Genomic DNA, 12,402 nt, shown 5'->3' with positions numbered 1-12,402 from the left:
TCACTGCCATTCCGTGTCTCGATCGGGTTGAACGGATGGCACGTACCGGGCCGGGATGGACAACACAGTGATGGGTGTCCTGGTGGCACAGGCTCCTATCAAGTCACATCCCCGGCCTGGTCACGTGCATGAACAGAGACCCAGCACGAGCCGGCAGATCTTTCGCAAGACAACCCCAACCAGGGCGTCAGTGGCTTTCCGAGCCAGACCCCGCCAGAACTCCATCCACACACATCATCATCACTGTGGCTTTCACATCACGCCCCAAGCCTGAGATCCGGCTCAGGCCTCGCGGTAACGCCGATCTTCGGCGACACCGACCCCGGTCTCCTCGTCGAAGTGGTAGACCTCGCGACCGCGCACGAACACGCGCATCGCCCGGTTCATCACGTCCAGCGGGTCGCCCGACCAGATGACCACGTCGGCGTCGAGGCCCGGCTTCAGCGAGCCGACCTGGTCGTCGAGGTCCAGCATCGCGGCCGGGTTGACGGTCAGCGCCTTGAGCGCGGTCTCCGGGTCGAGCCCGTCCTTCACCGACAGCGCGGCCTGGTACACCAGGAAGTTGATCGGCACGACCGGGTGGTCCGTGGTGATCGCGATCTTCACGCCCGCCCTGGCGAGGATGCCGGGCGCGCGCAGGGTGCGGTTGCGCAGCTCCACTTTGGACTTGGTGGTGAACAGCGGCCCGAGGATCACCGGCACCTCCCGCTCGGCGAGCAGGTCCGCGATCAGGTGGCCTTCGGTGCCGTGGTTGATCACCAGTTTGTAGCCGAACTCGTCGGCCAGCCGGATCGCGGTGACCATGTCGTCGGCGCGGTGGACGTGCTGGTCCCAGTACAGCTCCCCGTCCAGGACCTTGGCCAGCGTCTCCTTGGTGAGGTCGACGTCGAACGGCTTGCCCTCGCCGGCGGCGTGCTCGCGCTGGGCGGCGTAGTTGCGCGCGGCGGTGAAGGCGTCGCGGATGGTCGACGCGACGCCGAGCCTGGTCGACGGCGTCTGCTTCTTCTCGCCGTACACGCGCTTCGGGTTCTCACCGAGCGCGCTCTTCACGCTGACGCCCTCGGCGAAGATCATGTCGAGCACGGTCCGGCCCCAGGTCTTGACGCCGATCGTCTGCCCGCCGATGGGGTTCCCCGAGCCGGGTTTGATGACGACGCTGGTGACGCCGCCCGCGAGCGCGTCGTCGAAGCCGGGCTCGTACGGGTCGATCCCGTCGATCGCGCGGAACCGCGCGCCGTTGGGGTCGGTCATCTCGTTGGTGTCGTTCCCGGACCAGCCTTCGCCGTCTTCGTGCACGCCGAGGTGGGCGTGCGCGTCGATGAACCCGGGCAGCACCCAGCTGCCCGCGGCGTCGATCAGTTCGGCGTCGTCGGGGATGTCGACGTCGGCGTCCGTGCCGACCGCGGCGATCTTCCCGTTCTCGATGAGGACCGTGCCGCCGTCGATGGGATCACCGTCGACCGGGACGACGTAACCACCGACGATGGCCTTGACCTGTGCTTTGTCAGACATACTTTGACACGCTAACGAACTGGGCCGCCGGTCCGCACGCGGGGCTTTTCGAAATGGACCAGTTGGTAGTGCTTCTCGGGCGTGCGGTGCGTCTCGACGTAGCCGAGCTTCCGGTACATCCGCAGCGGCCCCGCGCTCCGCTCCCCGGTGAACAGGCGGAACACGGTCACCGAAGGCGGCGCGGCGTCTTCGGCGGCGAGCAGCAAGGAGCTGCCGAGGCCGTGTCCCTGCCTGTCCGGGGCGACGATGAGCCTGCCGACGAGACCGGCGCCGCCGTCCACGACGATCCGGACGCTCGCCACCAGCCGCCCGGATTCCCTGATGCCCCAGGTGGAACACGCGGGATCACCCAGAGCCGCTTTGGTCTGCTCGAAGGTCTCCGTCAGCGGCGGGAGGTCGATGTTCTCGTGCGCCCTGGCCTCCGGGACGTACGCCGCGCGCTGCAGTGTGAGCACCTCGCCCGCGTCGGCGGGGCCCAGGCGGAGCAGCGACATCTCAGCGCACCCGGATTCCCCAGCTCCCGGTCCACGACGACGCGGGCTCCAGCTCGATCAGGTCGGTGCCGGTGTTGAGCGCGTCGGCGGGACAGGTCATCGGCTCGATCGCCACCGCCCGGCCGCGGCCGACCAGGTCGTCCGGGGTGAAGACCTGCGCCCAGCGGAAATCCGGCCCGGCCCAGACCAGCAGCTCCCGGTCCTCGTGCGAGAGGACGTGATGATGGTTGCCGTCCTCGGCGACGGCCAGCCCACCGAACGCCGTGTCCAGGTCGACGCCTTCGAGCAGCTTGCCGGACCGGAAGTCGTACTCGGTCCCCTCGACGTCCTGCTCGTCGGCGTACGGCATCTGCTCGTCGCCGAGATACGGCCGGACCCGGCTCGCGGGCAGCGTCAGGGTCAGCTCGTCGGTGGGCACGTCGCCGATGCGGAAGTACGGGTGCGTGCCGAGCCCGACTCCGATGGGGCTCTCGCCCTCGTTGCGGATCTCGTGCGTGACGACCAGCTCGCGCGGCGAGATCTCGTAGGTGATCGTCGCGCGCAGCGGCACCGGCCAGCCTTCCTGCGCCGGGACGTCGATGGCCAGGGTGATCGACGACTCCGCGTGTTCGAGGAGCTCCCACTCCTCGTGCCTGGTCAGGCCGTGGATCGCGTTGCCGCGCGCCTCTTCGGTGATCGGGAGCTGCTGCTTCTCGCCCTGGTAGTCCCACTGGCCGCCTTTGGTGCGGTTCGGCCAGGGCAGCAGTACCTGCCCGGCGCCCTTCGGTGGCTTCTCGTCCTCGGCGAACGCCTCGACGTAGGGCACCCCGCCGACCTCGAACGCGCGCAACCCGGCACCGATCTCGGTGATGACGGCTCGCGCGTTGCCGCGGGTGATCTCGAACTGCTCTCCGGTGGGATTGGCCATGCCGACGAGGTTACTGTGAGAACGCCACGCCCGGACGAAGGAGACCGCCGCGATGACCGTTCCCGGCTACCCCAGCACCGTCGGCCGCGTTCTGGAACGGAGCGCGCGCCGCGTCCCGGGCCGGGTCGCCCTCACGTTCGCCGATCGCGTGTGGACGTACGCGGAACTCGACCGCGCGGCCGGCCGGGTCGCGGCGAAGCTGCTCGATCGCGGACTCGTCCACGGTGACCGGGTCGCGGCCTTCGGGAAGAATTCCGACGCGTATCTGTTGCTGTACCTCGGTTGCGCGCGGGCCGGGCTGGTGCACGTGCCGGTGAACTTCAACGCCCGCGGCGAGGAACTCGAGTACCTGCTCACGCAGTCCGAGCCCGCCGTCGCCTTCGTCGACCCCGCGCTGGCCGAGCACGTCGGTGTCGAGCATGTGTCCACAGTGGACGTTCTGGAGTGGGCACTGGACGAAGCCGTCGTGCCGCACGAGGAATCCGGGGTCTCGGACGACGACCTCGTCCAGCTGCTCTACACGTCCGGGACGACCTCGCGGCCGAAGGGCGCGATGCTCACCCATCGCGCGCTGGTGCACGAGTACTCGTCCTGCATCGCCGCGCTCGACCTGAGCGACCGCGACGTGCCGCTGCACGCGTTGCCGCTGTACCACTCGGCGCAGATGCACGTGTTCCTCATGCCCGGGCTGGCCGTCGGCGCGACGAACCATCTCGTCGAGGGGCCCGATCTCGGCGACATCCTGGCGCGGATTCCCCGCCAGGGCATCACTTCCCTGTTCTTCCCGCCGACCGTCTGGGTGGGACTCGCGAACCATCCCGGCCTCGCGGACGCGGATCTGAGCTGCCTCACCAAGGCGTACTACGGCGCGTCGATCATGCCCGTCCCGGTGCTGAACGCGCTCCGCGCCCGGCTGCCGGAAGTCGGGTTCTACAACTGCTTCGGGCAATCGGAGATCGGTCCACTCGCGACGGTCCTGCGGCCCGAAGAGCACGACGCACGCCCGGATTCCGTCGGCCGCCCGATCCTTTTCGTCGAGACGCGGGTGGTGGACGCCGAGATGAACGACCTCCCGCCGGGCGAACTCGGCGAGGTCGTCTATCGCTCTCCCCAGCTGTGCACGGGTTACTGGGGCAAGCCCGAGGAGTCGGTGGAGGCGTTCGCGGGCGGCTGGTTCCATTCCGGTGATCTGGTGCGGCAGGACGAAGAGGGCTATCTGTTCGTCGTCGACCGGATCAAGGACGTCGTCAACACCGGCGGCGTGCTCGTCGCGTCGCGCGAGGTGGAAGACGCACTGTACGCGCATCCCGCCGTGGCCGAGGTCGCCGTCGTCGGCCTGCCACACGAACGGTGGATCGAGGCGATCGCCGCGGTGGTCGTGGTGAAGGAACCCGTCGACGAAGCGGAACTGATCGAGTTCGCCAAGAAGTCGCTGGCGGCGCACAAGGTGCCGAAGTCGGTGCATTTCGTCGGCGAACTGCCGAAGAACGCGTCCGGCAAGCTGCTCAAACGCGAGCTGCGGCAACAGTTCGGCGGGTCAGCGTCGGCGATCGGCGTCTAACGTCCTGCGCCGGAAGTTCGTGTCTTAAGTGTTTCTGGCCTCGGGGTAGCTGAAGGGGACTTTCACCGCATGGGACGCGGGTAAGGCGCCCTTCGTCGCGTGAGATGAGGGGTCTTGTCGTGAATGCCCTGCGTCCGGTTTGCCGAGGTGGACTTACGACGCGAACTTCTGAGGCAGGACACTGGCGACTCGGCGTACGCGGTCGGCGGTCGTGACCGGTCCGATCACGGCCGACCGTGTGGATTTCTGGTCATCCAACGCCCCAAAATCCACACAGTCGGCGGGAACGCCAGCCTGCCCTCGGCACGGAATCGCTCATTCGCCGAGCTTATGGACCTCGCCCAAACGAGTGAGAAGTTGTTGTGCCGCAACGACAGAACGCTCGTCCCCCGCGTCGAGGAGGTCCGCCGCGACAGCCGCCAGGATCGCAAGACCGTCCGTTCCCGGCGGGCGCAGAACGCCGGACAGGGCGGGAACACGGATCACCGCGTTGGGTTCCGCGCTGTCCAGGCGGAGCCGCCGTGACCGCGCGAGTTCGTCAAACCGCGCGGCCTCCACGTAGAACTCTTCATCGGCGCTGCCCGCCATCAGATCGGCGCCGTGGCGCCCTGCGGCGACAGGGCCGCTGACGACAGCGTGCAGATCTTCCCGCAGCCGCGCGAGCGGTCCAGGCAGCATTCGCACACGGTGCACACGCGCGCGACCGGAGAGCAGGCGTGGCCATTGGGCGGGCACGCGTTCCCGCGCGTAGCGCTTGAGCCTGACCCGTTCCGACGGGGAGATCCACGCCGGCTGGTAGCCGCTCAACGACCACAGGAAACCCCACGCCATCCGAGCGGAGAGCGGCCGGCCGGCCGCGGGCTTCACCACGCTCTTCCGATGTTCGACCGACCGGGCGTCGACCAGCAGTTCACGGCCTATCCGGACCGCGTCGAGCCTGCCGCCGTGCACGAGTTCACGGACACGCTCTCGCGAGATATCCAGAGCTCGGGCCGCCTGCGCGACCGGGAGCAACTGGGCCGAGTCGACCATGTCCGCTCCCTTCGCTCGCCGACAGGTTCGCGGCCAGTTTACACAAAAATTCGCAAACAAGAGGGTTTGTGTAAATCGAGATTTACTAGACCGGTCGTCATAGTTTGAGCTACAGTCGGCCGCATGGTTCGCCGCACCGACACCCGGCAGCGCATGCTCGACTCCGCCGCCGACCTCTTCCACCAGCAGGGTTACCACGCCACCGGGCTCAACCAGCTCGTCGCCGCCGTCGGCGCGCCCAAGGGCTCGCTCTACTTCCACTTCCCCGGCGGCAAGGAGCAGCTGGCCGCCGAGGCCATCCGCCAGTCCGCCGACCGGCTGTGCGACCAGCTGCGCACGATCGCCGCGAACGCGCCCGACATCGTCACCGGTATCGAGAACGTGGTCGACGCGCTGGCGACCTCGTTGGAGGAGTCGGATTTCCAGCGCGGCTGCCCGCTCGCGACGGTCGCGCTCGACGCGTCGGGGGACAGCGAGGCGATCCGCCAGGCCTGCGCCGACGGCTACAAGTCCTGGCACACCGTCATCGCCGACGCGCTGGACACCGACAAGGCGGACCAGCTGGCGACGGTCGTCCTCGCCGCCATCGAGGGCGGCTTGCTGCTGGCCAAGACGTTGCACGACACCGCGCCGCTGCGCGCGATCGCCCCTCACCTCCGCGTCACACTCGAACGGGAGCTCTCCTGATGCGCATCCATCACCTGAACTGCGGAACCATGCGGCCGATCGGCGGCAAGCTCGTCGATGGCAAGCCCGGGCTCTTCCGCCGCGCCGAGCTGATCTGTCACTGCCTTCTGCTGGAGACCGACAACGGGCTCGTGCTCATCGAGACCGGTGTCGGGACCCCCACCGTCACCCGGCCGGTCGAATGGCTCGGCGCCGGTTTCGTCCGGCTGGTGCACCCCGACAGCGACGACGACCTCAGCGCCACCACCCAGATCCGCAAGCTCGGCTTCGACCCGGCCGACGTGCGCGACATCGTGCTCACCCACCTCGACCTCGACCACGCGGGCGGGCTCGTCGACTTCCCCCAGGCGCGGGTCCACGTCCACGCCCGCGAGCTCCAGGCACTGGAGAAGCCGATCGACCGCAAGGAGGCGAGCCGCTACCGCAAGGTCCAGTTCGACCACGGGCCGGTCTGGCGCCCGTACCGCGCCGACGGCGAGCCGTGGTTCGGTTTCGACGCGGTCCGCGAGCTCGAAGGCGTCCCGGACGTCCTGCTCATCCCCCTCGCCGGGCACACCCGCGGCCACGCCGGGATCGCGATCGACACGGGTGACGGTTGGCTTCTCAACGCGGGCGACGCCGTCTTCCACGGCGGCGAACTGGAGCAAAAGCCGCACATCCCCGCCGCTTTGGGCTTCTTCGAGTCGTACATGCAGACGGAGAAGACGGCACGACTGGACAACCAGCGCCGGCTGCGCGAACTTGTCAGTAACAACGGTGCCGAAGTGACGGTCTTCGCCGCGCACGACGCCACCGCATTCGAACGGCTCAGCCAGAGGAGCAGGCTATGAAGGTGCACCACCTGAACTGCGGCACGATGCGCGCACCGGGAGGCAAGCTGCTCGACGGCCAGCCCGGGCTCCTGCGCCGCTCGGAGCTGGTGGCGCACTGCCTGCTCATCGAGACCGGCGACGGCCTCGTGCTGGTGGACACCGGCTTCGGCCGCAAGGGCGTCGCGAATCCCGGCGCGTGGCTCGGCACGCCGTTCACGATCATGGTCGGTGCGAAGCCGGTCGAGACGGAGACTGCGGCCCACCACGTCGAGGCGCTCGGCCACAAGCTCGAAGACGTCCGGCACATCATCTGCACCCACCTCGACGTCGACCACGCGGGCGGGCTCGCGGACTTCCCGAACGCCGTCGTGCACGTCCGTACCGCGGAGCACGACGCGGCGACGGCGCCGTCGAACCAGAGCGAGAAGCTCCGCTTCCGCGCCAACCAGTTCGCCCACCGTCCACTGTGGAGCATGTACGACGAGGCAGGCGACGACTGGTTCGGCTTCCAGGCCGTCCGCGAGCTGAAGGGCCTGCCGCCGGAGATCCTGCTGGTGCCGCTCGCGGGACACACCAAGGGCCACACCGGCGTCGCGGTCGACACCGGTGACGGCTGGCTGCTGCACGCGGGCGACGCGTACTTCTTCCACGGTCAGATGGACCCGGTGAAACCGCATTGCCCGCCGGGGATGACCGCGTTCCAGAACATGGTGCAGACGCTGCGCAAACCGCGGCTGGAGAACGTCGAGCGGCTGCGCGAGCTGAGCCGAGAACACGCCGACGACGTCACCGTGTTCTCGGCCCACAGCCCGGTGGAGTACCAGGCGCTCAGCCGCGGCTAGCCGACCGGCGGCTCGATGGGCCGCCGGTCTTCTTCACTGTGCGTGGCCCGCATGACGAGCCAGTTGATCCCCCACAGCACGATGCCGACGCCGAGCAGGATCGCGGCGACCTTGTAGTCGCGCGCGGGCCGTCCGGACAACGGCGTCACCAGGTAGACGCAGAAGATCGCGGCCAGCACCGGGACGATCGTCGGCGCGCGGAAATGCTTGTGCGAAACCTTTTCCTTGCGCAGCACCAGCACCGCGACGTTGACGATGGCGAACACCGCCAGCAGCAGCAACGCCGTGGTGCCGCCGAGCACACCGATGTCCACAAAGGACACCAGGGCGATCGCGATCAGGCTGGTGAACACGATCGCCACCCACGGGCTGCGGCGGAACGGGTGCACGGTGCCCAGCTGCTTCGGGATGATCCGCTGGTTCGCCATGCCGTAGAGCAGGCGGCTGGCCATCAGCATGTTGATCAGCGCCGAGTTGATGACCGCGAACAGACCGATCGCGGAGAACACCTCGCGCGGGAAGCCGGGTGCCCCGACGTCGAGCACCTTCAGCAGCGCGCTGCTCTTGGCCGCCGCCAGATCGTCCGCGGGCACCAACAGCGAAGAGGTCACCGAGACCATGATGTAGATGGTCGCGGCGATGACCATGCCCCACAGCATCGCCTTCGGGAAGATCCGGATCGGGTCCTTGCACTCCTCGGCCATGTTCACCGAGTCCTCGAAACCGACCATCGCGAAGAACGCCAGCGACGTCGCCGAGGTGATCGCCACCAGCATCGTCTGGTTCTCGGTGTCGAACTCGACCAGCCGCGAGGCGTCCCCGTTGCCGTTCAGCACCGCCCACACGCCGACCCCGATGACGATCAGCAGACCGCCGATCTCGATGCAGGTCAGCACCACGTTGGTCTTCACCGATTCGGAGACCCCGCGGAAGTTGATCAGCGCGAGGCCGATCACGAACAGGATCGCCACCAGCGGCATCGGCGCGGTGATGAACTCCTTGAGATACGTGTCCCCGAACGCCTTCGCCGCCGACGAGGCCGACGTGATCCCGGAGCACATCACCGCGAACGCCACCATGAAGGTGAGGAAGCGGATCTTGAACGCCTTGTGCGTGTAGAGCGCGGCCCCCGCCGCCTGCGGGTACTTCCCGACCAGTTCCAGGTAGCTGAACGCGGTCATGAACGCGACCACGAACGCGATCAGGAACGGCAGCCAGAGCGCGCCGCCCACCCGGCCCGCCACCTGCCCGGTGAGCGCGTAGACGCCCGTCCCGATGATGTCCCCCACCACGAAGAACAGCAGGAGCTTGGAACCCATGACCCGTTTGAGGCTCGGCTGACCGGCCGGACCGGTCTGTTCTGTTGTCGTCGTGTCCGCCATGCGGCAAGAGTGTGCCGCATCACGTCTGTGGCCGACAGTCCGATTTGGTCAGTTCTTCGTCACGGGTTGACGAAGGCCGCTTCTGGGTAAATCGCTCAGTTGGCGTCGACCGCGGTCTTCACCAACGGGGTCATCATGTCCTGCGTCATCTTCGCCGGACCGGTGTAGTTGACCAGCACCGGGACGTTGTCCACGAGTTCGGCGGCCGCCAGCGTCGCGGTCTTGTTCTCGTCGGTGTAATAGATGGCGCCCTCGCCGACACCGGCGACGTCCTTCGCGTTCTGCTTCGCCTTCTTCAGCGCCGCGACCATCTCGGCGGGCTTGATCTTGTTGCCCTCGAACCGGGTCACGGCGAGCGCGCCGATCTGCTTGCCGGCGGCCGAGTAGACGCAGCTCTTGGCCTTGCCCCCGTTGGCGGCGTTGTCCTGCACCGGGCCCGGCGCCGACGTCACGCCCTGGATGGAGACGGCCTTGCCGACGGCCTCGGCGGGCAGCAGCGCGCACGGCTCCTTCGCACCGGCGCCACCGGTGGGAGCGGGCGACGAACTCGGCGCGGCGGAGGGCGAGGGGGCCTGGCTCGACGGCTTGGCCACGTTGTCCGTCTTCTCGTCGCCGGACGAGCAGGCGGAAAGGGTCGCGATGACAGCGGCGAACAGGATGATCGCCCGTGAAATACGCATGGGCCCGACGATAGACCGGATGGCTCAGTCCGCTGGGGCCCGGTACCGCCAGAAGGACGGGATCAGCAGCGCCGCGCCGACGACCAGCACGATGACCAGCACCCCGCCGCCGGAGGCCGCGGCGGCCGTGCCGACACCGGCGGCCGCCCAGCCGTGGGTGAGGTCGGCGATCCGCGGACCGCCCGCGACGACGACGGTGAACACGCCCTGGAGGCGCCCGCGCATCTCGTCGGTGGTGGCGACCTGCAGGATCGACATCCGGTAGATCGCGCTGACCATGTCGGCCGCGCCGGCGAGCGCCATGAAGAACACCGCGAGCCACAGCGAGTTCGCGAGCCCGAAACCGGCGACCGCGGCGCCCCAGACGCAGACCGAGACGATCACGCCCGCGCCTTGGTTACGGATCCTGGTCAGCCAGCCGGAGAAGAGGCCGATCAGCATCGCGCCTGCGGGCAGCGCCGCGTACAGCCAGCCCAGCGCCGGACCGCCGCCGGGCGGATCGCCGAAGGTGCGCTCCGCCATCTCCGGGATCAGCGCGCGCGGCATGCCCGCGACCATCGCGATGATGTCGACGAGGAACGAAGCCAGCAGGATCTTCTGGGTGGCCAGGTATTTGAAGCCGTCGATGATGTCGCGGATCCCGGCCCGGCGCGCGATCTCGCCGAGCGGCGGGATCGGGGGAAGCCGGTAGACCGCGACGAGGGTCAAGGTCAGTGCGAGGACGTCGATCAGGTAGAGCGTCGAGAGGCCGAGGATCGGGATCAGCGAACCGGCGAGCAGCGGGCCGAAGACCGCGCCGAAGGTGGCCATCGTGCTGCTCAGCGCGGTCGCGGGCGCGATCAGATTGTCCGGGACCAGCCGGGCCACGACGGCGCTGCGGGTCGGCATGTTGACCGCGAAGAACGCCTGGTTGACCGCGAGCAGGCCCAGCACGAGCCAGACGGAGCCGACGTTCAGGAACGCCTGGAGCCACAGGACCACCGAGGTGAGCGTGACCCCGACGTTGGTGACGAGGAGCAGCTTGCGGCGGTCGACGGCGTCCGCGATGGCGCCGCCCCAGAGTCCGAAGACGAGCAGCGGGATCAGGGCGACCAGGCCGGTCAGGCCGACGTACGCGGACGATCCGGTGAGGTCGAAGACCTGTTTCGGGACCGCGACGGCGGTGAGCTGGCTGCCGATCGCGGTGACCGCGGTGGAGAGCCAGAGGCGGCGGAACGCGGGGATCTTGAGCGGCCGGGTGTCGACGACGATCGAGCCGAACAGCTTGCGGACGCCTTTGCGCTGCTCAACCCCCACGTCGTCACTCACAACCAGACAGCTTAGCCGCGCTAACTAACCATCCGCGCGCGATTTATGTCACCCGGTGGCCGAAGGGGCCTTTCCCCACGTCAGACGCGGTGAAGGGAGCTTTCACCTCATGAGACGCGGCGAAAGTCCCCTTCAGCCCACATCCGTAACCGCACCGAGCCCCGGGCGACCCAACGGTCTCCCGGGAGCGCGCCAGCGCGACGGGGAGACTTCACCGTCGCGCGCCCTCTTTCGGGCCGAAGGCCCACGAAAACGCGATGAAGGGGCTCCCTCCGCTCCCAACGCGAGTGGCAAGCGGTCCGGGCGCCCCTTCGGCGCGCTTTTCGTCAGCGCTCGACAAAAAACACAGACAAAAATTACGGCGCGACGCGCTCGATCTGCCAGCCGTCGTCGGTCCGCACGTAGCGGAGCCTGTCGTGCATGCGGTCCTCGCGGCCCTGCCAGAACTCGACGACGTCGGGCCGGATGCGCCACCCGCCCCAGTGTGGCGGGAACGGGATGTTCTCGACGTCGGCGAAGCGGCGCTCGATGCCGTGCAGCGCGGTCTCGAGGGCGCGGCGGCCGTCGACGACGCGGGACTGCGGCGAGGCCCAGGCCCCGAGCTGCGAACCCCGCGGGCGGGACGCCCAGTACTCGGCGGTCTCGGCGACGTTGACCTTCTCCACCTCGCCGCGCACGTGGACCTGCCGCTGCAGGGGGTACCAGGGGAAGGTGACCGACGCGTAGCGCGTCGCGGTGAGGTCGTGGCTCTTGGTGGAGGTGTAGTTCGTGTAGAACACGACGCCGCGCTCGTCGAGGCCCTTGCACAGGACGGTCCGGGAGGACGGCCTGCCCTCCGGGTCGGCCGTGGCGAGCACCATCGCGTTCGGTTCGGCGATCCCGGCGGAGACGGCCTGGTTCAGCCAGTCCTGCAGTTGGTCGGTCCAGGTCTCCGCCAGCGCGGACTCGTCGAAGGCCGCCCCTTCGTAGGCCACCCGCATCCCGGGCAGGCGCACGACGGCGTTGTCTCCGTCGGCAGCGCCAGCAGCGCCGTTCTTGATCTCCGGCATCATCCGCCAAACCTCCGTACCCGGTCGGGGCATCTGTGACTTCGGCTTTGCCGCCGACGGTATTGCCTCCGACGCGGCGGCGAAACCCACTGAACGGTGACACCCGCCACCCCTGCTGGATCATCTGTGTGTAGCC

12 protein-coding genes are annotated in these 12,402 nt (G+C 68.5%); 4 read left to right on the top strand and 8 right to left on the bottom strand.

Annotation, left to right across the window (positions count from 1 at the left end; genetic code table 11):
• Positions 1–282: 282 nt before the first annotated feature.
• The 3 genes from AJAP_RS02930 to AJAP_RS02920 are packed head-to-tail and all read right to left on the bottom strand — an operon-like array spanning position 283 to position 2,913.
• Positions 283–1,512, bottom strand: a complete 1,230-nt coding sequence (locus AJAP_RS02930) for an amidohydrolase (protein WP_038507977.1) — start codon at positions 1,510–1,512, stop codon at positions 283–285.
• Between the two features lie 11 nt (positions 1,513–1,523).
• Positions 1,524–2,006, bottom strand: a complete 483-nt coding sequence (locus tag AJAP_RS02925) for a GNAT family N-acetyltransferase (protein WP_038507975.1) — start codon at positions 2,004–2,006, stop codon at positions 1,524–1,526.
• A 1-nt stretch (position 2,007) separates the two neighbouring features.
• On the bottom strand, positions 2,008–2,913 hold the full coding sequence (locus AJAP_RS02920; RefSeq protein WP_038507973.1) for an aldose 1-epimerase family protein: 906 nt from the start codon (positions 2,911–2,913) through the stop codon (positions 2,008–2,010).
• Between the two features lie 52 nt (positions 2,914–2,965).
• Between AJAP_RS02920 and AJAP_RS02915 the strand changes: the two genes are divergently transcribed.
• Positions 2,966–4,474, top strand: coding sequence for a fatty acyl-CoA synthetase (locus AJAP_RS02915; protein ID WP_038507971.1), 1,509 nt, complete (start codon positions 2,966–2,968; stop codon positions 4,472–4,474).
• 315 nt (positions 4,475–4,789) lie between these two features.
• Here the strand turns inward: AJAP_RS02915 and AJAP_RS02910 are convergent, their stop codons facing one another.
• Positions 4,790–5,506, bottom strand: a complete 717-nt coding sequence (locus AJAP_RS02910) for a helix-turn-helix domain-containing protein (protein WP_038507970.1) — start codon at positions 5,504–5,506, stop codon at positions 4,790–4,792.
• Positions 5,507–5,629: 123 nt separating this feature from the next.
• Between AJAP_RS02910 and AJAP_RS02905 the strand changes: the two genes are divergently transcribed.
• From AJAP_RS02905 to AJAP_RS02895, 3 genes are read left to right on the top strand one after another with little or no spacing between them, the layout of a single operon-like run.
• A complete protein-coding gene (locus AJAP_RS02905) occupies positions 5,630–6,193 on the top strand; it encodes a TetR/AcrR family transcriptional regulator (RefSeq protein WP_038507968.1) in 564 nt (187 codons plus the stop codon).
• The gene (locus tag AJAP_RS02900; protein WP_038507965.1) at positions 6,193–7,023 is read left to right on the top strand and encodes an MBL fold metallo-hydrolase; all 831 of its coding nucleotides are present in this window, start codon (positions 6,193–6,195) and stop codon (positions 7,021–7,023) included. The genes AJAP_RS02905 and AJAP_RS02900 overlap by 1 nt, the downstream gene beginning before the upstream one ends.
• Positions 7,020–7,847: an MBL fold metallo-hydrolase gene (locus AJAP_RS02895; RefSeq protein ID WP_038507963.1), complete on the top strand. Its 828-nt coding sequence runs from the start codon at positions 7,020–7,022 to the stop codon at positions 7,845–7,847. The genes AJAP_RS02900 and AJAP_RS02895 overlap by 4 nt, the downstream gene beginning before the upstream one ends.
• On the opposite strand, the gene AJAP_RS02890 is transcribed toward AJAP_RS02895, so the two are convergent.
• From AJAP_RS02890 to pdxH, 4 genes are all read right to left on the bottom strand, one after another.
• The gene (locus tag AJAP_RS02890) at positions 7,844–9,229 is read right to left on the bottom strand and encodes an APC family permease (RefSeq protein ID WP_038507961.1); all 1,386 of its coding nucleotides are present in this window, start codon (positions 9,227–9,229) and stop codon (positions 7,844–7,846) included. The genes AJAP_RS02895 and AJAP_RS02890 overlap by 4 nt on opposite strands.
• A gap of 95 nt (positions 9,230–9,324) precedes the next feature.
• Complete coding sequence (locus tag AJAP_RS02885; RefSeq protein WP_038507959.1) at positions 9,325–9,909, bottom strand: DUF3558 family protein; 585 nt, start codon at positions 9,907–9,909, stop codon at positions 9,325–9,327.
• A 24-nt stretch (positions 9,910–9,933) separates the two neighbouring features.
• A complete protein-coding gene (locus AJAP_RS02880) occupies positions 9,934–11,217 on the bottom strand; it encodes an MFS transporter (RefSeq protein ID WP_016337490.1) in 1,284 nt (427 codons plus the stop codon).
• Between the two features lie 356 nt (positions 11,218–11,573).
• Complete coding sequence (pdxH, locus tag AJAP_RS02875; protein WP_038507957.1) at positions 11,574–12,269, bottom strand: pyridoxamine 5'-phosphate oxidase; 696 nt, start codon at positions 12,267–12,269, stop codon at positions 11,574–11,576.
• Positions 12,270–12,402 lie beyond the last annotated feature (133 nt).

The sequence above is a fragment of the Amycolatopsis japonica genome (genome assembly GCF_000732925.1).
GTDB classification, from domain to species: Bacteria; Actinomycetota; Actinomycetes; order Mycobacteriales; family Pseudonocardiaceae; genus Amycolatopsis; species Amycolatopsis japonica.
Note: the sequence above shows the minus strand (reverse complement) of the source record. Positions and strands in the feature narration are given on the sequence as shown.

What these genes read in the sequence shown, in the direction of transcription:
- AJAP_RS02930 (WP_038507977.1), bottom strand. Translation starts at nt 1,512, where the DNA reads ATGTCTGACAAAGCACAGGTCAAGGCCATCGTCGGTGGTTACGTCGTC.
- AJAP_RS02925 (WP_038507975.1), bottom strand. Translation starts at nt 2,006, where the DNA reads ATGTCGCTGCTCCGCCTGGGCCCCGCCGACGCGGGCGAGGTGCTCACA.
- AJAP_RS02920 (WP_038507973.1), bottom strand. Translation starts at nt 2,913, where the DNA reads ATGGCCAATCCCACCGGAGAGCAGTTCGAGATCACCCGCGGCAACGCG.
- AJAP_RS02915 (WP_038507971.1), top strand. Translation starts at nt 2,966, where the DNA reads ATGACCGTTCCCGGCTACCCCAGCACCGTCGGCCGCGTTCTGGAACGG.
- AJAP_RS02910 (WP_038507970.1), bottom strand. Translation starts at nt 5,506, where the DNA reads ATGGTCGACTCGGCCCAGTTGCTCCCGGTCGCGCAGGCGGCCCGAGCT.
- AJAP_RS02905 (WP_038507968.1), top strand. Translation starts at nt 5,630, where the DNA reads ATGGTTCGCCGCACCGACACCCGGCAGCGCATGCTCGACTCCGCCGCC.
- AJAP_RS02900 (WP_038507965.1), top strand. Translation starts at nt 6,193, where the DNA reads ATGCGCATCCATCACCTGAACTGCGGAACCATGCGGCCGATCGGCGGC.
- AJAP_RS02895 (WP_038507963.1), top strand. Translation starts at nt 7,020, where the DNA reads ATGAAGGTGCACCACCTGAACTGCGGCACGATGCGCGCACCGGGAGGC.
- AJAP_RS02890 (WP_038507961.1), bottom strand. Translation starts at nt 9,229, where the DNA reads ATGGCGGACACGACGACAACAGAACAGACCGGTCCGGCCGGTCAGCCG.
- AJAP_RS02885 (WP_038507959.1), bottom strand. Translation starts at nt 9,909, where the DNA reads ATGCGTATTTCACGGGCGATCATCCTGTTCGCCGCTGTCATCGCGACC.
- pdxH (WP_038507957.1), bottom strand. Translation starts at nt 12,269, where the DNA reads ATGATGCCGGAGATCAAGAACGGCGCTGCTGGCGCTGCCGACGGAGAC.